19 protein-coding genes are annotated in these 22,521 nt (G+C 42.2%); 1 reads left to right on the top strand and 18 read right to left on the bottom strand.

Features of this window, described 5'->3' with window-relative positions; all coding sequences use genetic code 11:
* Positions 1-16: 16 nt before the first annotated feature.
* From BM207_RS14645 to BM207_RS14575, 15 genes are all read right to left on the bottom strand, one after another.
* Complete coding sequence (locus BM207_RS14645; protein ID WP_090995858.1) at positions 17-1,903, bottom strand: DUF4209 domain-containing protein; 1,887 nt, start codon at positions 1,901-1,903, stop codon at positions 17-19.
* A gap of 31 nt (positions 1,904-1,934) precedes the next feature.
* Positions 1,935-5,618 carry a hypothetical protein gene (locus BM207_RS14640; protein ID WP_090995855.1) on the bottom strand — a complete coding sequence of 1,228 codons (3,684 nt, stop codon included), beginning with the start codon at positions 5,616-5,618 and terminating at the stop codon, positions 1,935-1,937.
* A gap of 153 nt (positions 5,619-5,771) precedes the next feature.
* A complete protein-coding gene (locus BM207_RS14635; RefSeq protein ID WP_008240331.1) occupies positions 5,772-5,948 on the bottom strand; it encodes a hypothetical protein in 177 nt (58 codons plus the stop codon).
* 75 nt (positions 5,949-6,023) lie between these two features.
* The gene (locus BM207_RS14630) at positions 6,024-7,079 is read right to left on the bottom strand and encodes a hypothetical protein (RefSeq protein WP_143095966.1); all 1,056 of its coding nucleotides are present in this window, start codon (positions 7,077-7,079) and stop codon (positions 6,024-6,026) included.
* On the bottom strand, positions 7,076-8,110 hold the full coding sequence (traM, locus tag BM207_RS14625; RefSeq protein WP_245768125.1) for a conjugative transposon protein TraM: 1,035 nt from the start codon (positions 8,108-8,110) through the stop codon (positions 7,076-7,078). The genes BM207_RS14630 and traM overlap by 4 nt, the downstream gene beginning before the upstream one ends.
* Before the next feature lie 265 nt (positions 8,111-8,375).
* Positions 8,376-9,014 carry a conjugative transposon protein TraK gene (gene traK, locus BM207_RS14620; protein WP_090995848.1) on the bottom strand — a complete coding sequence of 213 codons (639 nt, stop codon included), beginning with the start codon at positions 9,012-9,014 and terminating at the stop codon, positions 8,376-8,378.
* A gap of 12 nt (positions 9,015-9,026) precedes the next feature.
* Positions 9,027-10,208 carry a conjugative transposon protein TraJ gene (traJ, locus tag BM207_RS14615; protein ID WP_090995841.1) on the bottom strand — a complete coding sequence of 394 codons (1,182 nt, stop codon included), beginning with the start codon at positions 10,206-10,208 and terminating at the stop codon, positions 9,027-9,029.
* Between the two features lie 9 nt (positions 10,209-10,217).
* Positions 10,218-10,859, bottom strand: coding sequence for a hypothetical protein (locus BM207_RS14610; RefSeq protein WP_090995838.1), 642 nt, complete (start codon positions 10,857-10,859; stop codon positions 10,218-10,220).
* Entirely contained in the window at positions 10,846-11,457 is a 612-nt protein-coding gene (locus BM207_RS14605; RefSeq protein ID WP_143095965.1) for a hypothetical protein, read from the bottom strand. Before BM207_RS14605 ends, BM207_RS14610 begins: the two co-directional genes overlap by 14 nt.
* A 19-nt stretch (positions 11,458-11,476) precedes the next feature.
* Complete coding sequence (locus BM207_RS14600; RefSeq protein WP_245768124.1) at positions 11,477-12,181, bottom strand: conjugal transfer protein TraI; 705 nt, start codon at positions 12,179-12,181, stop codon at positions 11,477-11,479.
* Between the two features lie 13 nt (positions 12,182-12,194).
* Positions 12,195-12,575, bottom strand: a complete 381-nt coding sequence (locus tag BM207_RS14595; protein ID WP_090995828.1) for a hypothetical protein — start codon at positions 12,573-12,575, stop codon at positions 12,195-12,197.
* Positions 12,576-12,597: 22 nt separating this feature from the next.
* Positions 12,598-15,072: a TraG family conjugative transposon ATPase gene (locus BM207_RS14590; protein ID WP_090995825.1), complete on the bottom strand. Its 2,475-nt coding sequence runs from the start codon at positions 15,070-15,072 to the stop codon at positions 12,598-12,600.
* On the bottom strand, positions 15,051-15,392 hold the full coding sequence (locus tag BM207_RS14585; RefSeq protein WP_090995822.1) for a DUF4133 domain-containing protein: 342 nt from the start codon (positions 15,390-15,392) through the stop codon (positions 15,051-15,053). Before BM207_RS14585 ends, BM207_RS14590 begins: the two co-directional genes overlap by 22 nt.
* A complete protein-coding gene (locus tag BM207_RS14580) occupies positions 15,389-15,679 on the bottom strand; it encodes a DUF4134 domain-containing protein (RefSeq protein WP_090996269.1) in 291 nt (96 codons plus the stop codon). Before BM207_RS14580 ends, BM207_RS14585 begins: the two co-directional genes overlap by 4 nt.
* Before the next feature lie 672 nt (positions 15,680-16,351).
* Positions 16,352-17,212: an RteC domain-containing protein gene (locus BM207_RS14575; protein WP_090995819.1), complete on the bottom strand. Its 861-nt coding sequence runs from the start codon at positions 17,210-17,212 to the stop codon at positions 16,352-16,354.
* A 387-nt stretch (positions 17,213-17,599) separates the two neighbouring features.
* On the opposite strand from BM207_RS14575, the gene BM207_RS19025 reads away from it, so the two are divergent.
* Positions 17,600-17,827, top strand: a complete 228-nt coding sequence (locus BM207_RS19025; protein ID WP_143095964.1) for a hypothetical protein — start codon at positions 17,600-17,602, stop codon at positions 17,825-17,827.
* Between the two features lie 56 nt (positions 17,828-17,883).
* On the opposite strand, the gene BM207_RS14570 is transcribed toward BM207_RS19025, so the two are convergent.
* The 3 genes from BM207_RS14570 to BM207_RS14560 form a co-directional block, all read right to left on the bottom strand.
* The gene (locus tag BM207_RS14570) at positions 17,884-19,551 is read right to left on the bottom strand and encodes a TetR/AcrR family transcriptional regulator (protein WP_090995815.1); all 1,668 of its coding nucleotides are present in this window, start codon (positions 19,549-19,551) and stop codon (positions 17,884-17,886) included.
* A gap of 76 nt (positions 19,552-19,627) precedes the next feature.
* Positions 19,628-20,881 carry an aminotransferase class I/II-fold pyridoxal phosphate-dependent enzyme gene (locus tag BM207_RS14565; RefSeq protein ID WP_090995812.1) on the bottom strand — a complete coding sequence of 418 codons (1,254 nt, stop codon included), beginning with the start codon at positions 20,879-20,881 and terminating at the stop codon, positions 19,628-19,630.
* A gap of 403 nt (positions 20,882-21,284) precedes the next feature.
* Positions 21,285-22,520 carry a TlpA family protein disulfide reductase gene (locus tag BM207_RS14560; protein ID WP_177217135.1) on the bottom strand — a complete coding sequence of 412 codons (1,236 nt, stop codon included), beginning with the start codon at positions 22,518-22,520 and terminating at the stop codon, positions 21,285-21,287.
* Position 22,521 lies beyond the last annotated feature (1 nt).

Here is a 22,521-nt window from a genome sequence, read left to right as displayed (position 1 = left end):
AATAAAATGATTAGTGTTAATTTGGGCTAGAGCAACCACCTATATCTTCAGTCACATCGTACTTTGCTAGTCTTATCAAAGCTGCAAGCAAAAGGTGCATTTTATCTAGATTATAGTCTAAAAAATTATAAAAGCAATGCGCCACATTATTCCTTAGATTCATTCCTCCTTCATTAGCAAACAGATACTTAAAGAACTGAATATCGTCAGCATCAAAATATTGCTGAATAATCTCGTGATCCAAAACATGATTGACATAGGCTTCCTGAGTTCCTTTTTTACCACCAATAGTTGTCGAAACATTCAACCGTTCTGCAAAATTACGGAACAGACCTTCCATCTTTAAAGTCAAGCTGTCAATACACAGTATAAAGTTAGGCGTGTAGGAAGAATCCTGGCTCAATGCCCAGCTTTGAACCTGCATAAAATAATCACAAATGGCCGGGCTGATTAAGGTAAGCCAGTTAATTTCCAACTGATCACCTCCCAGATCAGTTTTAAGATATGGCTTTCCCAACCAGGTGTTTTCAGCTAGAAAAGCAATGAAGTTTTTAAACGTAAGTCGCCCCGACTTTATTCCTGGAATAAAAGTCATGTGAAGATATTGTAAGGTGATGTGGCTCAGATAACTTTGGTACCCCTCATAAAATTGCTTGTTTTTACTGACATCGTTCTTTTGGTTACGGATATTTTTGTTCCTGTCGAACTGAATGACAGTAAAGAAGTCAAGGCTTGACTTCACCTTTGCCGTCTGCTTTGCAATTGTTTCTTTTGATGGGAAAAACCATCCACTAATTAAATGGGCATAAATTACTTCCGGAGGTTCTTGCAATAGCTGTTCACATTCATTCTTGATGTATCTGCTGACAATATTGAAGGCCTCTATTTCCTGCTCACTTTTCTTTAATCGAACTGTTGGAAGTTGGACTTGCGGCTTCAGTTCAAAAATAAGTTGTTCTATTTCTTTCTTTCGGAAGTTGTTGCCAGCGTTCTGATAAGCCTCTACCGCAGAAGCAAAACTTTTCAGCTTAAGCCACATGCGATCAGGTTTCACTTCCGCCTTGGCTATACTTGCATGCATATCACCTAAAAGGTTAAACCATATTTTAATATCGCTGCCTGTTTTTCTGGCAATCGCAATGGCGGTATCAAAATAATTGTGTATCCACAAAAAACTATCCGACTTACCATTCTCTTCACTTAATGCTAGTTCAAATACAGACAGTGCATTTTCAAAATCAACTGGCTTAAATATAGTGCTGCTTTCCAGCATATGTTTCAGAAGGGAGTGCTTGACATAAAAAGGAACACTTTGAATATTATATAGCACCCGATTAATCAAGTCTTTCAACTCTTGTATATGAATCTTGACCTCGGCGACTAGCTCGATTAGATTTTCGAACTTTTGAGAAACCTGAGCATAATTTTCGCCATCAGAATCCTGGTCAAAAAGATCAATAAATTCTTGTATAAGCACCAGATAAGCTTTAACCGCGGCCTCAGCATGGGTCTTGCTTTTAACGCCTTTAGGTGCTTTCCAAAGCAAATGATTATAACGGGCAGCCAAAAGCGGATTTTTTGCTTCAGCAGCCCTCTTTTTTAAATAAGCAAAAGCATCCTGTTGGTAAGTATCCAACTCTGGAAACTGCCTAACCTCACCAACATTTTGCCCTGTGGAATACGAATAAGAGAAAACAGAATTTCCACGGATAGTGAAAAGGAAGCACTCCAGTTCCCATTGTGCCCACTGCTTTTCCTCATCAGTTATGGCCTGGTTGCGGTATGCTACTAACACATCGGTAATATCCCAATTGCGTGTCATCAAAAGTGCCTTTTTTTCCAGGATCGTAGACAGGTCCTCTATGGTACAAACATCTTTAATATCAATTTTTGTAGATCTCATTAGCAAAAAATAATGTTAATCATTGTTACTTCTAAAATTCGGGTACAATCTCATGAAACCCATTTCTGACCATATCTCTGAAAGAGGCTATTGGCAGTGCCGCCTTGTTCCTTGCAAGATAAACCACAGGAACCACATTCGAACTCAATACAAACGACACCACTCTGTAGTCCTGCGGATGATCTACAAATTTTATCAATTGCTGTTTGTTCTGATTTAACCAGTCATGCCTATTCAAGTGTTTTAGAATATGTCCTCCTTTACCATCCTGACCTATATAGCTATCTAGTTCAGTTTTTATCTCATGTATCACTCTCGCCGATGCCGTGTTTTTGCATTCAATGGAATAGATCACCTTCTGTTGATCATCAATTGCCATAACATCAACATCGCCATAATTTTTATCCGCAATCAAATGTCCATCTTCACAAATCGTAACCTCATATTCAATAAGCCTGAGCTTTGTTGATTTCCTCAACCAATTGAAAACTTCATTTCTATATTTAAGGCCATTCCGTTTGACAAATATGCTCATCACTTTGCTAGCTATCGGCCCATGTTCCAAAACCCTGAGTTTATTCGAAGATATTAATGAGGTAAGGCTCATGTATGACCTCATCACATGCCGGAAACCCCAGTGGTAAGTAGGTTGCTCATCACCAGGATAGATTATTCGGATAAGTGGTCTTCTTACGAAGCTAAGTGCTCTATTGTATCTCCAGGGTAATATGTCTTTTGCAATAAACCCCTCAGGAGCCTTTTTAACTGATTTCCTCTGACTTAACACTAATAAATTTATGGCTGACTTAAGCTCTTCTTCACTAACTTTCTTTCGGAACTGCTTAGGGATTTCTGCCAAAAACTCATCTTGCTTCATGCTCATGAACGATTCACCACGTTCTAGACCCAACATCTGCAAACTACCATATAATGCTGTAATCGTAGTAAATGAAGCACCCCATTCCTCTAAGAAAGCTGCATCTGTCTGCTCATTATTGACAAATATCTCTCCTTCATCAAATTCACCCATCCCTTGATCCGGATTGATCGAATAAAAAACTTCGGTTTCAGCTCTGGAATTATTAAAGGGAGCAATAACCTCTTTATAGAAATTGTCCCATATTCCAATTCGCCCAGAAGGTAATAATCCTATTTCAGGATCGTTTCCCAACAAGGTAATCGAATCTGCAACATTAGCCCACATTATTGCTTCGTCCATCAGAGCAATGACTTCATCGATGTCATCAAGATTAACCGGTTGTCCCTCAAAGTTTGGGCTGGCTACGATAAATTCAATGACACTGCGAACTGCCAGCGAAGCCGGAACAAGTTTTTTATCCTTCTTTTTAAGATCAGTGACTTCTGCTTTAAAATTGCTGTAACAGGCAATTTTTGAAGGAAGCAAAAGCGAATTATATTCCGATTGAAAAATGAGCCTTTCGTTCAATGCTACCAGATAGGACAAAAGATCTGGAGTATTAAATTGTGCTAACTTTGTTTCCACCCTGGTCAGTAACATACCTACCAGATCCATGCAAAGCTTATGTTTGTCCTTAGGATTAACAATGTTTTCAGGTATAGGACTACTCGGATTGAGCATTTCAACGAGATGATCCAGAATAAGTTCCTGTTCGGTGTCCATAAGATATCTTGGCGGGGGAAGGTTCCTATTATCGAGCAAGGGATTTTTGGAACTGTCTGAAAACAATATCATCTTCGCATGGGGAGGGCTCATCACATCTATGATCACTTCCCGGATAAATTCTTCTGGCATCTGATCGCAAGATGATTTTTTCAGGATAACATTGAATCCCATAAGTATCGTCTTCATCAATAGTCTTTCGCCCGAATTATCATCTGAGGACAAAAGAGAAGAAAGACCAAAAGGAACCGTCAGTTCAACAGTCCGCTGCTCAACTGTGAAATCGAGTTCTTCTTCAAAATCTTTAAGATTGAAATAATCGCTCACATCTGATTTCCTAAGTAGGTTCGGGTCTAAATACAATCGAAACTCAATTGGCATACTCCGAAGTGGGTTTAGATACTCTGCTATTTTCGTTGAAAGCCTGAACATCCAAAATGATACAGCTTCGATATAAACAGAGATTCTGGAATAATCAGACCTGCTTTTTGCTTGATAATTGGTTACCCATAAGGGGAATCGGAAAACCTCAACCAGCATCGCATTATGCTGGGATTCATATTCTAGTTTATATAATGGCGCAAAAGCCCTTGCCCTTCTCACTACGACATCTACTGGCCGGTCATCTATACTACGTTTTGCCGCATGTTCATTCCTGTAGCTCACCAATTCCCTAACGAAATTGGTTCCGGCGCCCATATAAACGATATATCCGGGCGCATCGTCCGAAGGGAGAAGTGAACCATGATTATTTTTATAAAAGGCAAACATATCAATTGTATCTGATCCAAAACCAATATCGGCACGGCTGGCTGCAAGGTTGTGTGCTTTAGCAAACTTCCAAAACATCAACGGCTCAGGCTCCTCAGACTGAGCAACAATATCAAAATCACTAAAACTAAAGACCAGCGTGTGGTTTCCATTCTTCGGCTTTTTCCACATCAGCATCATTTGATCATCAAAAGAACCGCCAATCATTATCGAAAGTACTCTAGTATTTCCACTGTTTGCCAAATTAAGATGGTCAATCACGATATCCATTCGGTCATAGATAGTCTGGGCGTCATCGTCCGGATTTATCTCGGAAGAAAACCCCATTACCAGACAAACATAAGCTAACTTATTGCTATCAATCTGGTAGACCTGTTCAATCAATCTATCGCTCAATTGGCTTTCTGGCAGCTTGATCCCTACCATTTGCCAGCCTGCCTGTTTTGCATACGAGACAATCTTGTCGCTCTGCCATTGATGGTAGGTTCTTCGCAAAACACTTTCTTCCTTCATTTCCGTTGCAAGGTGTCTGATCTTATTATATAATGTAAACCCGATGTTAGCCGGTGTTAGACAGATAAATTCATTCTCTAATTCAAAGAATGGCCTTGACGTATATATTGACTCGTAAGGGTTATATTCTTCAGTAATATCGGTACTGCGTATCAGGAAATCATTGATAGTTTCAACCGGTATACCATAGGACTGACATATATTTTCCAATACCACCTTTTGAATCGTCACTGCAGCAGCAAAATGTGCCAGGACTGACGCTTCGGGAACAAATATACTGTCGTCCTCATTCTCAGCAAGAGTATAGGGCTTTATTCCGGCAGTACTAGTTATCAAACCACTACAGGTAAGCAAGAGTGATGCAAAATGATCAGTTTTGGCTTTAAACTCGATGCTAAGTTCATTTTCGGTCATAAATATTGAACTTAACAAAGCCTTCAACTTATCTGAAATGTCAGCATTTATACCCGGCAAAACGGTATAATTGCCATTAAAATAAACTACGTTCTCAGCAAAATGTGAAGAAATCGGATCTTCCATGTAATCCGTTGTAAGATTATGAGCGAAAAAATCCGCAAGTGCTCCATGTTGAACGTCTTCAAGACCTGTTTTTCCAAAAAACAGAATTTCATTCACAAGCGTTTCCATTCTCAGATCTTTTCCTTGGTTCATTGGAGAAAGCTGTAACGCGGCTACCGATTTAAGCAGACTAGATTTGTTGTATTTGAGAATAAAATCTCTTATTTCCTGCTGGTGGTCAGACTCGTCATAATCATCAAATTCATCCATGTTCAAAATAGTAAGGTGAGTTTTTTATCAAAAATAAATATTTGAAGCCAAATAGAGCAGAAGGCTTTGAGCCAATTTGACTAAATGTATAAGTCATAAAAAAACCCTGCTCATCTCTGAACAGGGTTCTATATTCCCAAAACAGTTATCTATCTATTTGCTGTTCTTTTTTTCCGTTACTTCTGTACGGATTTCCTGAGCCAATACTTTTAAATCCTGCATCGCTTTTCTAACCCTTGTACCTGCTGCGCCATTGCCTGCATTACTGAATTTTTCTACATCAGCCTCAATACCAGCTATCAGTTCTTTTACTTTCGTGAATTTTTCCATGTATTTTAATTGTTTTTTATGATTAATAAATAGTGATTTAATATTGATTTGCGTTTTAAAGATATAAATTAGGCGCTAAACGGACAAACCCTGCTTTTTTCTGTTATTCTGGCCTTTTTCCTGCCCCTGGTTTTCAACTATCTTCTGGCTCTGGCTTTTGTCTTTAATTTCCAGCTGGTCACGACGAATAGACACCCCTTTTTCATCTTTAATATTAATGGTGCGCAAGCGTGGATTGGCCTCGATAAATAACACGGCTTCCTTTCCGTCTTTCGTCATCGTTACCGCTGTAGAATTCCCAGCTTTCATTGAAGCCATCAAATCGGCTTTTTCCTCTGGTTTGGCAAGCTCCGCAATCGGAAATTTATCCAAAGCCTTTTCCAGATTATAACCATAGCGATCATGGAACTGTTCCACCTTGTTATTGCCATAGTTATCTTTCTGAGAAAAATCGATTTTCAGCCATGCCAGATAGTTATCGCCATCACTATTGACCATTGACTTTTGCACCGCTCTGCCCGCAACCAAATTGAAAGCCTCATCTGCACCAACATTATTGCCGTTCCTGATCCTGAAATCCTGACTTTTATCAATAGCCTCGTTTCCGGTATTCAATGTAGCCTTATAACTATTAAAGAAGTACATATCGGTGGTATCGGATTGCTTAAAGTTCAGCTCATAATTTACAGTTTCATTTCCACGGTTGATTTCATGACCGATCTTGATTTCGGTCTTCTGGTCCTTTACATCTATTTCCTTTTCAAGCTTATCAAGCACCGCAACTGGGAAATCCATCTTTTCGAGCTTGTTCTTTAGGAATGCTAAATTGTTTTCGTTCATATTCTTTTGATTATTTAAATGATAATAGTGTCCGGTTTCCACGATCTCGACAAGTTTATTGTCTTTAAGGGCTTCGATCATGTTCCGAAGGAATGGCGCTAAAGGTTCAACATACCAGTCACCATTCTCCCTGGCATGTTTGTCCGCACTCCTTCGCTCAACAAAAGCATAGATCTCGTTTCCAGTGTACATATCCCTATCCCTGGGATAGCTTACAAACTCATAACCATCTATCTTTACATCAACTAGGAATTCAGCGGTCGAGACCAGATCGTCCCTTCTGAACCTCACTTTTTCTTCGAGTTATCGCGCAACAGTACCGGATATCCCGCAGGCAATTTCTGCTTTACTCTTTTGACTTTTTTAGAGAATAGCCCTTTAGCAGCTTCCAGACCAGCACCCGCAACCTGTGTCCCGATGCTCTGATCCATACTTAATAACTGCATACTGCGGATGGCATCATCGGCTCCGCCATTTACGGCATCAACAAGCAAAGCCTCTGGTGCATTGAGTCCGATCATACCGTCCCGTTTATCAAAAACAGTCAAACTCACCGGAATAATCTGGTTGCCCAAACGGATGTTTTTGATCTCCAAACTGATACGCTGGTTAGAAAAGATTGCAAGGCCAAATATGGAATGACCTTTAGGGATGCGTTGCCCGTTCAGTACAATGGTATCGAGTAAACGAAGTTCGATCACCGAACCTTCAACGGCCTTTACATTTCCTGCGATTTCTGCGGGAATAGCTTTGAACAAGGTGTCGGGCACACCACTGGAAGATTTAACATGCTGCTGCCTAACCAGATCTGGATTTTGGATAGCAAGTATTTTATCCATCATAGCATTGAGCTGGTGCATTTCCGAATCATCACCCCCGGAAGAAGCCTGCATATTTTTCATCAGGGCTTCCAGCTTCGCAACATCTGCGCTCATGGCCGGATCAGGAGTAGGACGGGTATTAGTTCCACCAGGGCCATAGGCAGGAGCAATCGGCTTTGCGTTTACCTGTGCATTGATCTGCGCAAGTTTTGCCTGAATTGCCAGTTCGCTCGGATCAGGGTTTAAACCTCTGCCAGCACCTGCAATTCCAGAGCTTTCGCCAGTAGTTAAACCGTGCTTGATCAGATCAGCCGAGTCCTTTTGTGCCTGGCTATATAAGCTCATTTTGTCTACGGGTTTTTCATTCTTAAAATCTGCATCCGGCAGAACCATGTTTAAGCCTTTGCTGACCGAGGCCTCTGCCGCAGGCGGTTTAGAACCACCACCTAATGACCAGAAGGCCATTGTCATGAACGGCAGGATCAGTAATGGCAGTACCATCAGGAATTTACGTCGCTTTAAAAAAGCGGGAGAATGTGTTGTATTCATAAGCTATATGGATTAATTGTAAATGGATATAATGATTAAATAAATGCAAATGCCACCCACGCCCAAGCAGAACAGGATCAGTAGCACCATCCACCGAAAGGTGGAATAAGTTTTTGTCCGCTCATTGAGCCATCCGGCAATTCTTGATTGCTGGCGCAGGATGTAGCTCGCCAGCTTTCCCCTCAGTGCATCAGCAGACGGAGAAATTCTCTGCTTTTTACTGCGGAAGAGTCTCATTGCCGTAGGATTTAGGTTCGTCCCTGTTTTCCAGAATTTCCCAGCTCTGTATCAAAAAGCCGTGCGGGTTATCATCTGTCTGGGTTTTCAAGTCCCGGACTTGTCCCTTAGTAACCAGCTTACGAACTGCGGTACTACTGGAACGAACCAGCCGCTGGGTAGCATAGGTGGTAAAGGAATACGGATAAACATCTATGTTCAGCACCGTACTGTCCACCTCGATTTCCTGGGAGATGCTGGCCGAGATCAGGTTGTTGTAATACCCGCTTTCCACTAGATTATCATATTGTTTTTTTGCTGACAGATCAGCTAAGAAAAGCGATTTGGAAACGCTGGCTTTAATGGCCTTGTCATCGGGACTCAGGTTAAAAAAGTACTGGTGAAAGGTTTTGATGTGGTCACGGAGCTGCACAGGCAAATTGGCTTTCTTATCAGAAGCCAGTGCCTGTAATACCTTACCGTTATACAGGATGTAGATTTTCCCGTCCTTCTCAGCCGACAGCTGGCACCATTTGTACAGGCCAAAGCATATCGTAAAAGTATTGGCCAGTATCAGCAGGTAGCTGAACAGCTTGATGTGCCGGAATGCGGTATCTATATTTTTGAGTTGTGTAAACATAGGCTTAATGGATTAATCGTTGCTCTTAAGTTTGTTTTTGAAATAGTCGTTTCCCTCGGATGCGCTGCCTCCTTTTGAATTGCGGTTGGCGTTTCCCATTGCATCAACGACCATACCAGTTGCTCCTGATACCATCTTGGTCGAAGTACTCACCCCGCCAACAACCAGCGAATTGACTTTAGATAAAATCGAGTTGCCGCCACCTGCATGTACAATATAATTAGCAACCGTTGGCACCGAAAAGTAGCCGATGATGCCAATGATCAGAAAACATAAATATGCCGTATCGGTACTTGAAAAGAAGGTGTCACCCTGCTGACCAATCTGCGATATATCGTAGCGAAGCATATTTTCCTGCACTTTTCCGATGATGCTGCCAAAGATGTTGGCAATGGGCAGCCAAAGGAAAATATTGACATAGCGGGCAATCCACACCGTTAACGTATGCTCAAAGCCGTCGAATACCGCAAAGGCAAATACCAATGGGCCGAGTATGGCTAAAATGATGAGATAGAATGTCCTGATCGTATTGATACACAGCGAAGCTGCCGCGTAAACCACCTGCAAAACCTCGCTCATCCACTGTTTGATGGAATTTCTGAAATTGTAACTGGCCTTTGCAATGGCAAAATCAATCCCATGCGCCAACCTGTCCAGCATCCCCTCATCCTGCCTGTTCGGATCTTCGGGATGGGTGTATTTATACCATTTGTCACTCGAACCTTCACCATCGGCGCCGACATACATCTGGTACTGGTCGGTCTTTTTAATGGCATTCTCTTTTTGCTTCAGCAACACCGCTATTGCCCGGTCGGAGTTTTTCACCATTGCCGAGGTTGCCGAAACGGTTGGTTGTAAGATGCCATTCATCAGGCCAATGACTGCCGGAAAAAGCAAGATCGCTAAGCCGAGCGCAAAAGGGCGTAACAGCGGGTAAAAGTCCACCGCTTCAGCTTGCGCAATGTTCTTCCAGACACGGGAAGCAATATAAAACAGTGCAGCAAAACCTGCCAGACCACGGCCTACGCCAATCAGATTAGAGCAAAGCGGTATCATTTCCTTATACACCTGATCCAAGACCAGGTGCATACTTTTCATTTCACCAGCCAGCCCTTGCGCAAACGAAAATATTGGCGAGAACGTTAAAAGCATGGCCATGACCACAAATAATGTGGCCTTAATAAATCTGTTCATAATAATGGGTTAAGGGTTTGACTTAAACAGTTCCTGCATGGCTGAAACCTCTTTCTGTTCCATTGTCCGCTGCCTTGAAATACCAATGCCCTGGGCATTAAAGTGCCGCAGGAACAAAAGCTTGTCCTGCATATCTTCAAAAATCCGGTCTATTGTGGCCAGCCGATCATCATCGGACATACGCAGTTCTCCGGCCGTAACCACCATTAACAGCGCTTCCAGATTTTGCAGGCTTTGTTTGTTGAGCTGCGAGTAAATCGAGGCCATATAATCCACTTCCTGAATGTTAAACTGCCCGCCGGACTTAAACCTGCTGAATGCGGCTTTATATTCGGACAGGATGTTGCTCTGCATTTTGATGATCCCTGCGATCTTATGGTATCTTCTCACTTCCGGGCTGACTGCCATTAATCCATCAAGAAAAGTTTCATGCAGGGAGAAATTGCCTTTGGATATGTCACGAACGGCATTATAACCCTTGCTGATAATCTGGTAGCCCGCTTTCATATCCTTCAGGATATTTTTAAACTGCGACAGTTTTTCAACGTTTAAAATTAACTGCTGTACCTCGGCGGACTGCGCTTTTACACGACTTGCAGAACATAACACTAGAAGGGCAAAGCAAAAAACAATTAGCCTACTCAATTTCATACCACCTCCTGATCTGGTTAATGGATTCCTGTTCCCTGTTCTTTTGCCGGATCAGCATTTGCAAATCGGTACTAAAGGAAAGTGCAAAATCATATTTATCCTGCATCGACAGCCGAAGTTTTTCGAGCCGTCCCAAACGTTCGTCGTCTTTCATTTCCAGCTTACCGGATGTGATCACCAAAAACAATTGCTCCAGATCACTGGCACATTCCGCTAAAAGATTTGCCTTGACCAATGAAACGTACCCCCAATCATTTGCATTCAGCTCCGATGCTTTCCAGCTTTTCAGCACGGAAATGATACCCAAGCCGCCGTTAATGATCTCGGCAACCGCTGCGCTGTTTTTAATAGCTGGGTTTACCGCAGCCAACGACGCAAAGAAATTCCGGTGCAAACTAAACTCTCCATTAGTTATATCCTTAACTGTATGGATGCCACCGCCCACAATATCATAGCCTTTCTTTGCATAGCCAATATAAATCTGCAAGGCGGCGATCTGCTGTAACAGGTATTTTTTCTGCGTTTTCTTCTGATTAAAAATCTCTCCCCAGGTCTGTGCAGAACCTGAAAAAGCCCAGAGGGATAATGCAACTAGCATTACCACTCTGCATAGTTTCCTACTCAATCCCATACAGCTTTTTAATGATGTTCAGATCACCGGCTTCTTTCGCCCTGGACAGGCTCAGTTTGATCTGGCGGGTATTGAACTGTTTCAAGTCAAAATAATTCTGATCGATCTTCACCGCTACCTGTTCTATGATTTCCAACCGTTTAGCATCATCCATCTGCACCTTGAACGAGTTGACGACTAACAACAACTGATCGATGTTTTTCAGGCTGGCATCCAGAATCCCCTTAAAGACATCTTCCATGAAGCCAAGTTCATCCGGGCTGAAATGTTTGTCTTTGGCAAACAGGCTTTTGGCCTGCCTGTATTCTTCCACAATATCGGCCTGCCGCTGGGTAATGTCCCTGATACGCTGGTAAAAGGCGATGGCAGATTTGATCCTTGCCAGCTCGTCAAAGTATTTACCATACAGTTCCTTTTGACGGGTCGTCCAGTCGGCGATCTCTGTCAGCTTCAATTTAGACAAGGTATTTTCCAATACCTTTTGCGCATTTTGCAGCCAGATGGTCTGGTTCTGCAAACGCTGCACTTTCAGATCAAGGGCTTTGATCACCTTTTTAACGCCTGCTTTAATCACTTCGGCAATAGCGATCTGCGCTGAAACCTGTTTGGTGGGCATTGCTACCAGCAGTACCACCAAACTGAGTGGCATTACTACATAATATACCTTTGCTCTATTTATAAATTCTCTCATAAGCTGCCCTCTTTTATGGTTTAACCTTATGATATTCCCGCTGCATCAGCAGCAAGCTGTTTTTACCAGGAAAGAAACTGATTTTCTTACCCTGGGCATCGATGATCAGCGTTTTAGTTTTCCCGTCAAACCTGCCCATATACTCGCGGATCTTTCGCTCAGATGGTTGAAGCTTCCGGTTCCTTACCGTCTGGAAAGCGGATTTTCTAATTACCTGGTAGTCTCCCTGATCGCCGCAAGGCATAATGACCAGCGTATCTTTGGAGATACTGTATTCACCGGATTCATAACTGGCATAGGTGCCATCTATAGATGATTTAATGCTGTTCTCGCAGGATACGAAAAACAGCATTGCTGCAAAGCAGCCAAATAATGTTGCTTTTATTCTTTTCATAAAATTTCAGAATTAAAATAATTTACTGAGCCTTCTTCTGGCGAAGCTCTTCTGCCAGTACGGTAATTCCCTTTTCCATGCTGCCGTACTTTTCAGCATATTCCATGACGCGAAGCTTTTCGCTTTCCTCAGTCGTATAAGCCAAATACTCGGCAACGGACAGCTCGTTACGGTATACGCTCAGCTTCTGACCGCCCTGATCGATAAAAACCTCCCGATAGTTTTTACCTTTCTCATTGGCCTTGTTGACCGATAAAAGCAGCGCTTTGGCTTTATCGGACAAACCCAGCGTTTCTTGCAGCTTATCAAACTTGTTCATGAACTTGCGCATATCCAACAGGATCTTGGTATCTGATAAATTGATCACCGTCTCCTTAATGATAGGGGAGGAAATCAAATCGTCCACCTCTTGGGTAATCAGTGCAGCGATCCCATTGAACTTACGAACTGTCTTAAAAAGGTATTTGATAAAATGGCTCATACCAGTCTTTGCAATGGCGACCCATGCCTCATCGATTGCCAATATCTTGCGCTGTCCTTTGAGCTTGCGCATTTTGGAAATGAACATTTCCATGATGATGATCGTAACCACGGGAAACAAAACCTCATGCGAACGGATGTTGTCCAGCTCGAAAACGATAAAGCGCTCGTTCAGCAGGTCTAAATTCTCGGTAGCATTGAGCAGATAATCAAACTCGCCGCCCTTATAGTATGGGTTCAAAACATACAGCAGGTTACCCAGATCAAAATCCTTTTCCTTGACCTTGCCGTTTTCCATCACCTGCATATATTCCAGCATCAGAAAATCATAGAAGGAATTAAAGCCAGGAAAGACAGATGGGTTTTCTGCTAAATATTCATAGTACAGGGTGATAGCACCAGAGATCGCCACATATTCCGAGCGGCTGAAATGCTCACCGTCCCGTTTCCATAGCGCCAAAAGCAGGGTTTTTAAACTCTCTTTCTTTTCAATATCCAGCACATCATCTGTACCAATAAAAAAAGGGTTGAATCTAATCGGGTTCTCTTCGGTATAGCTAAAGTAATAGCCACCTACCAGATCACAAAGCCCCTTATAACTGCCGCCAATGTCAATGGTCACACAATGTGTTCCTTCATCGTAAAGCGTACGCAACATGTGGTTACAGGCCATTGATTTTCCCGCACCACTACCCCCGCAGATAAACAGGTTTCGATTGGTTACCAGCCCCGTTTTCATAGGCTCATCAAAAAGATCCACATACACAGGTCTGCCAAAATTCCGGTCACCAAAGCGGATGCCTGTACCATCAGACTTTGCATTACTTTCCATATTCAGAAAGCAACTGGCCTGTTCCACGAACGTATCGAAAGTATCATTGACCGGAAAATCTGCGGCATTGCCTGGGATGCCCGCCCACCAGATTTGAGCTGCTCCGTCCGTTTCCTGCCTGGCTACCGCATCCATGCCCGCCATAGCAGAACTGACTTTGTTGCGGATCTCCTGTAGCTCCGCTTGATCACTCGTCCAGGCCATGACATTGAAATGCGCCTTTATGGGTAACCGTCCGGCTGCCACCGCTTCGTTCAGGAAATCATTCACCGCATCGCGGCTTACCGCATTTTCACGGGAATAGGCCGAAAGGGAATGCAAGCGCAGCTTTTTAGCCTCCAGTTCCTTGATCGTTTTCTGCGGATCACCAATAAATAGAAACTGGTTATACTGGTGGTTACAGTCCAGCAATAAACCTAAGTTTGCCGCAAAACCCAAACTGAACTTACTCTTATCGGTACTGTACCTGTCATAATTTACCCTGCTGCCGCAAAATGACGGCAGGTCTTCCACATCAGCCAGAGAAAAAAGCTGACAATGGTTTTCTCCGATTCTGATCTCATCCTTCAAATGCACATCCCTTAACAATGGTCTTTCTCCCGTTCCAAGAAGTGAGCAATAAGATTCAATGATGCCGACCTTACCAGTCGTTCCGGCAAGTTCATCATCGGTCAGCTGGCGTAATGAAACTAGGCCGCTGTCAGCGAGTATGCGCTCAAAGGCACCTACCTTTTCCATAAAATCAGCGAACAGAGCCGGACTGGTGGTCTGTCTGGGCGCAATACTTTTGCGCATCAGTCCCGAATAACCGCTGGTTGCCGTTCTTCTGTCCTCCGGCTTTTTGGTAATCATCAAATAGCAGGTATGATCCAGGTAAGCCCTGCCCTCAAATGCGTTCTCTCCTGCAAGCGTTAAAAAGCTCTGCGAAGCATCCATATTGGCACGATGCAGCTTTTTGTAGAAAGTATCCTGCTTATGCAGTACTGTACCAAAAGGCAAAGTTTTTATCGCCTTTACCCAGGTATGATGCCCTGCCTCATACTCAGCAGATCCCAGCGTAAAAATATCCGCATGGTCTATTTTAAACACCACCGTCAAATCTCCCTGCATCGAAACAATGCAATTATGCTCTACCTTATAGATCGGGAACACCCTGGAAAAATCTATTGCCTTACTTGCTGCCATACAGAAGAATTTAAGTGGGTGAATAATTTGCGGCTCCTGCTGGACAGGCTGGCAGGAATACTGCGTTTCGCATTCTTTTTCAGCAGGCCATATTGCCCGTACTTATGGCTCATGCGGATCACCGTTGTAAAAAGCGCAGTCCCCAGACTGCCAATCAGCGCAATACAGATGTACAGGTTTACGCCAAGGATGTACAGCAAAGAAAACATCAGCAGCAGTGCAACCAAGCCACCCGCTAAAAAGCCGATATATTGCGCTTTCAGGCCACGAAATTCAATTGGGCGGTTAATACCTTTATTGATCTGATAGACGCTGCTCATATCCCAAAGAATGATTTAAGCACCGTTGCCACTACCACCAAAAAAATACAGCTACCAAACCATGCCGTAGCCACCTTAGCGGTATCGGGTTCCCCCGCATTCCATTTGGAATAAACTTTCACCGCACCGACCAAGCCCATAATTGCACCGATGGCATACATCAGGTCAGTTCCCGTATCAAAGTAACCCGCTACTTTGTTCGTTGCTTCGGCAATCCCTTGGTTGCCATCCTGCGAATAGGCAGCCTGGGCAAAAAAAGCTAATACCGCAGCACCTACTGCAATTATTTTACCCGACGACGGAACAGCTCCTGAACCTTTTTTAGCAAAGAGCGCTTCCAGTTCCTGCGGGCTTAATTTCCATTCCAGTTTGTCACTGCATTCCTTGCAAATGTGTCCCAGCAACTGACTGCGTAATTTAGAAGAGAAAACTTCCCTGTAGCATTCAGCAATTTCAATGAACGAGGTAGTCAGCTTCGCAGCGTCCCAGCTTTTTTCTTTTGCCAGACAGAAAGTATAATTCAGCTCTTCCATGCAGTCGGCGAGGTCACCCTGAAGCATCTGGTCATTACTGCCAAAGTCCAGCTCTTCCATACTCACGCTGCTAAGTCCGTCTTCCAAAGCCACCTTACCCAGCAACCCTGGATCTTCGGTCTCTGCGGTTGGTATTACTTCTTTTTTACCTGTTCCGGCCCGGTCAGGAACCGAAGAAAGAAAAGTCCTGAAGAACGTTCGCATCTCCTGCCTGTAATACAGCAGCAGGATTACAGCATAATAAATGAGCAGGGAAACGAGGATAAAAATTCCGTAAGCTAACCAGCTAAAATTTGATAACATAAGCCTTTGTTTTAAGCCGCCAACTCCATTACCGGCGGCGAAACAAAGGTTGGCCAAGCTTAGATTTTCCTTTCCCAACAGGGGTGCGTATGGGGAAAGGTCATCGGGCTAAACAGCCTGTAATCAACGATTACCCGGCTTATATTTTAGATCTTCATCAACCCGATCCCGTATCGCCAAGCCCATTGAATCGATAAACTTAGAGGGGCTGCTTACCTTACGTTCCCTGATCTCCCCGAACGTATGGTGCACATCCCTGATCTTCACCATAAACATGCGCTCAAACAAAGCCACAATCTCTGACAGCTGCGCATTCCCATGATTCAGCTGACCAGTGTAATACAGTCCATAGATCAGCTCGCCCAGGTTAACCACCTTGCCCGTCCATTTGATCCCCAGATCTGGCCGAACCGCCTCAGCATCTACAATAGAACCATCCAAAACACCCATCCGCTCTACAATCTGAGCCCGCAAAGCCTCAAAAGCGATAAACTTTGCAAATAGGTAATCCATTGAAGTCGAATACAGTGGATCGATCTCCGGCATCTCTGGAACTGAGACCAGCGAAACCTCAGCACCACGCACAAAATACAGGCGATCCAACTCAGTCCTTCCCGTCCGGTAATAATCGTAAGCCGCCGCATGGATGGAAAAGAAACGTGCAATGAACGAAAGTTCCTGTGCATAATAAGCCAAAACCACATCCTTCGTTCCCACAGGAATCCCCATCGATAGGCCATACAACTCGAAATGATAAATCTTCAACGCATAAAACTTCGGCTTCACCATTTTAAAAAACAAGATCTCGGTCTCTAAAGAAGGAAAGGGAACAGAAAGCACCTTCGAACGCAGCTCATCTAAAGTCTTTCTAATTTCCAGCATTGCAGCAGAAAGGACTTTTACCGGATCAGAATGCCCAGCGGCAAAGGAAGATAGTGAACTGCACAACTGGGAGTAAAAAGCATCATAAAATTTATGGAACATAAAACTTAAGTTTAAATAACACCTGCCTTAGCCAGTTAACTGGCAATAACTTTCACTCGGCAGGCTTAGACCAAAAGACGTAATTCACCACATAGGGAAAAAGTGGATGTATGAAACATGTACACCGATTTCTAAACCTTATGCTTATATTTGCCTTTAGTTAAAATATTACATAGCGACTGCTATTTGACTTGTTCTAGAAAACCGCGAATTTTTACAAAGAACACAAGGAAAAATAGGCTGTTCGCCTGCGCTTTAGCGCGGGTGCGGCTTATCTTGTGTTCAGGTGCTTCGCGGTACCTCTAGAGCGGATATGGCACGTATCCCGCGCTATGTCGTTTTAGAAAACGCCTGCGCTGGGATGGCAGGCCTAAACCAAATCGTCGAATGAAACAATCCGAACTTAGGGACATCCTAAAGCTGCCTATCGCAAACAGCCCGCTCAGCCATGAACTTAAAATGGTCACTGAGACATTAGGCTTCCATACTTTTTCAGACCTGTTACAGAATAGGACAGCTTACTTATTAAACTTGCCTGGTTTTAACCAACATCTGATCTACGAGTATGTAGAATTTCTGGAAACGAACCAAATGGGACATCTGATCGACCCATAAAAAAGGCCGGACAGATTAATCCGCCCGACCCCAACTATACTAAACTAATAACTGTACTATATTAAAAAATTGCGGAGGTCTTCCAGAACCGCAGCCACCATGGGTTCCAATGGTTTTATTGCCGATATATCCTTGGTATACATTTTTGACTTTACGCTTGGCGCAGAAAGCACATCCTGTCCCTTTGTAGAAAAATTACAGGCAATTTTTTCTGAAAAAACATCTAGGTTAGGTTCATCGTAAAATCCGTGGGTATACAAAGTCTTTTCAAAAAGTGCCAATTGCATAGCTGTTAGCCTAGTTTTTAATTTCAATGGATTAAGCTGGATATCATGCGGCTTTTCACTTAGTCCCTTAATTGTGGCATCTATCCATTTTGCCAATGCTTCATCAACAGGCTTTCTATCTTGATCAAATACCATTTTTGTATACAGGTTAACTTGAAACAACTTGGTTCTCTCTATTTTTAGCAATGATTTTGCCTCTAATCCACTAAGGCCTTCTATTTTGGCAGAAAAAATCTTGGTGCAATAGTTTTCAAACCTGACATGATTAAAACCCAGACCTATCAGCAAATGCATCAACTCATAGTTATCTTTAGGAAGTTCTTCGCCAATTTCTTCAAATATCTTCTCGTATTTTTTTAGGTATTTATAATTGTGCCAGCGCATTTTCCCGTCAAAGGTAAACTGATTGAATGGTATCCCAGTGATTAGTAAAAGCTGTTCATCTATCCCTATTTTTTGGAGCCAGCTCTTCAAAAACTGCCATTTTTCGTTATATGCCAAAGATTGTTGTTTGCAGAACAGCTTGGGAAGGCTCAAGGTAGCGGGCAATAAGGGTTCTACTTGTGAAGTGAGGTGATCCATCAGATTAAGTATAGACTGTGCAACTAAATTTCCCTCACTAGTGGGATTAAAATGGTTATCACATATTTCACCCATTCGATATAGGTTGATCTGCAAAAAATTACTAATCTGCGTTTCATTGGAAAGTTCTAATAATTGTTTTAGTAATATCCTTTCCAAGCGTTTAAGTTCCTTTTCTAGTTCGTTCAACGTGGTATTGTCGCCTTGATCTTTAAGCAGGATTTCCGATAATTCTTCGAGGTGTTCAAATTCGTAATTCATCTTTTCGGTAGATTGTAATTTATCGTTAACGTTCTCCTCAGCATATTGCCAAGCCCACTCTATTATTTTTCCTATTGCCACCAATACATCAGTCTTATCTTTTTCGCTATTGAGATCAATACCGCAGACTACGCCATTAATTGCCTTGTGCTGCAGTACCATATAATAGCTTCCTCCCAACAGTAAAGCAATTATAGCTTTAAAGTTTACTCCACTTTCTCTGAAATAGGGAACTGCCATTTTCAACAATTTATCTCCTTCAGCTTCACGCTCATCAGAAATACTTTTCATCAATGCGCTAGATTCAGAGATCTGCCAATGGATAATCTTCTGCATTTCCTCATTGGCAGAAAATACCTTGAAGTTTTCCTGCATCAATCCGATAAATAGCTCTTCGATCTCTTTGGCATCTGGGTTATCCGAAAAACGGAAGCGCTCGAAAAATGGTCGCCAATAATCCTTATCCTGTATATAGGTTTTTAAAAGCCCATTTAAACTTCCAAAGTGGTAGCGGATCAAATTCTTATCTTTTCCAAGTAACCTGGCAATGTTGTTTGTCCTGATTGCGCTAAATCCCTGTTCGATCAAAATCATACTGATTGCGTCCAAAAATTTCCTCTTTGTCGCATCAGCATCCCTGATCTTATTTAGCCGTCTTTTCGTCAAACCGTTATTTTTCCAGATGTGTTTTCTTGATTACCCATTCCCATGCATTCAATACCTTGTCAAGCTGTGTATGCGTATGAGTTGCCATTACGCTCATTCTTACCCTTGCATCTTTTCGCGAAACTGCGGGATAGTTAATTTGATTGGCATAAATACCTGCTTCGAGCAACATTCCACATATCTTTGCATTTAGGCTAATGTCTCCAATCTTTACTGGAATTATCGCTGACTGTGTTATTCCCGTATCCAGCCCCAAAGATTCAAGTCCCGTTTTCAGATATTCTATATTGTCCCAAAGTCGGTGCATCCATATCGGTTCCTCATCCACCAGATCAATAGCTTTGGATATACAGGCAGATGCAGGAGATAGTGTTGCAGAAAAAATGTGCTGCCTTGCCTGAAACTTCAGAAAGCGTACGAGTTCTGGACTTGCAACCAAATAACCGCCAACATGCGCAAATGTCTTGCTGAATGTTCCCGTAATTATATCCACCTCTTTGTATAAGTTATGCAACTCGATAACACCTCTTCCAGTTTCTCCAACAACACCCGTACCATGGGCATCATCGACTACGATATATGCTCCGTAGTGTTTGGTCAGTTGAATAATCTTATCTAATGGCGCCAAATCCCCATCCTGAGAATATACACCATCTATAATTACCATTCTTGTGCGGTAATTATCTTTCGAAGTCTTTAATATACGTTCCAAAGCTTCCAGATCATTGTGGAGGAAAGTCTTCACATTCGTGTTCAAGCAGCCTTCGTATACGCTTGCATGCACTGCCATATCCAGTATCGCAAGGTCTTCCTTTTTTAACAATGCTTGCAAAGATGAGCTGTTTGCCGTGTACCCAGTACTGAACACAATCGCACTTTCCCTTTTAAAGAACTTGGCAATTTTGTTCTCAATCTCCTGATGGAAGAGGTAATGTCCACCAATTGCTGGAGAGGCTCCAGCGCCAGAACCGTATTTTTCAATTGCAGCGATTGCCGCAGCCTTTACTTTGGGATGTTGCGTAAAGCCTAAATAGTCATTAGAGACCAAACTCACAAAATTGCGGTGCGGATTACTGGGCAGGTTAAGCTCGATCTCAGGGCCACAGCCGGAAAGATTTTCCTGCCGATAATTAAACTGTCCATTCTTGCTCCGGTCAGTTACATACTCACCCCATAGTTTTGCCCATCCATAGGGATCCATCCCCTCAATGTTTTCGAAGTCCTTAAAACTTGCTTTTTCAAAATCAATATTTTTCATGCTTTCATATTTTAAAGCAAGTTCGTTACGGTTTATTCTCTGAGTGGGGAATTAAGGGTTTATTTATGAAAATTTATTACTAAGAATTTTTCGAGAGCATACCTTTTTAAGTCAGCCTAAGATTAATTTATTAGGAAATGTGTGATTAAAAAAGGGGGCTTACTATCCAGCAGTTTCCCCTTTAACCATTAACTATTATTAACTTATTTATATTTACTTACTTGCTGCGTATGTCTTTCGCTAATCCAGTCGATAGCATCACGGATACTCCATTTTAAAAATCATTTTCTGCGAGGAATTACAGAATTATCTTGCAAATGCAACTCCTCTGGCTAAATGCATTTAAGAACAAAGATGTAGTTCCTATGGAACATCTTTTTTTCATGTGCCGATTATTACAAAATCATTTTTCCTTTACGACTAGCATCGGCAATTCCCTCTCAACTTCAATTAATTCAAGGCCATATACCAAAAGTTCCTTTTGGATGCTTTTTAAATCTTGAAAGTTCGAGAATTGTAAATCCACTTTTCCGATGTATCCTGTTTCATCTATTGATGGTAATGCAGTGACATCGTTAGTAGCTTCTAAAGCAGAAAGTAAAAAATCAAGACTGACATTTCGAAGTGTAAAAGGAGCTTTTAATACATTCCCTATAGGTTCGCCCCCTTTAGATGCAATCTTGTCTAAACTAGAAGTTTTTCTTAAAACAAGGCATTTAACAAGTTTCTCTTCGATATTAGCAACGTAGTTAGAATTTTCATTTACATAATTCAGCATTCTGGCGTACAGATTATTCGCTTCTTCTTTTGGGAGAATGTATTCTATACTATATAGCTTTTCAAAATTCCCACCAGTTTTGGTATCGAAATCAATGGCTTCTGGATTTTTTGTTAGGTTTAACAAGCGCTTATCCGAGAATTTAACTCCTAATTGCCGAAATAATTCATAAGAAATACCTCTGTAAATATTCATTAGAGAAAAATTGGTAAACTGTCGTCCATAAACGATTTCTCCCTCTCTATGAAATCCAGAACCGAATGGAATGGCTCGTATTCTTCCTTTGGCAAAGAGAGTATAAGCCACAATACTACTTGATTTTTCCAGTTCAAAATTCTCAGAAAGCATCAGCGGACGCTTTCTGTTTATTTGAATTACGGTCTGCAAAGAAGATTTTTCATTAGCCAATACCTCTGAAATGGTTTGTTCTGTTACCTGTTCACCGTCTGTGGTATTAAGAACTTTTCCGTCTTTTATCCAAACAATAAAAGGAATTGCGGTATGAGGAAACATTTCATGGAGTCTCTTGTCATCTACAACCGATAAAACACCTTTGTAACGCTGTCCATTGGTAGATGCAAAAAAATTTTCAATAGTTGTTCTATCCTGATCGGTTATAGCTAATATCTTAATTTTGTCCCCGAATTTTTTCTGTAACTCCTCCATATGCGGAAACTTCTTAATGCAACCACTACACCAAGTGGCCCAAAAATCCAACAATATCAATTTATCCCTATAACTAGACAGATTTAATGTCTTTTGCAGATGGTTGACCACTGAGATTTGTGCTGTCCAAATACTCTCAGGAATAGGATCACCTGTTTTTAAAGGTGCCTCCTGTGCGTGTATAACTGTTGCCATT

This window comes from Pedobacter insulae, assembly GCF_900113525.1.
GTDB lineage: Bacteria > Bacteroidota > Bacteroidia > Sphingobacteriales > Sphingobacteriaceae > Pedobacter > Pedobacter insulae.
Note: the sequence above shows the minus strand (reverse complement) of the source record. Positions and strands in the feature narration are given on the sequence as shown.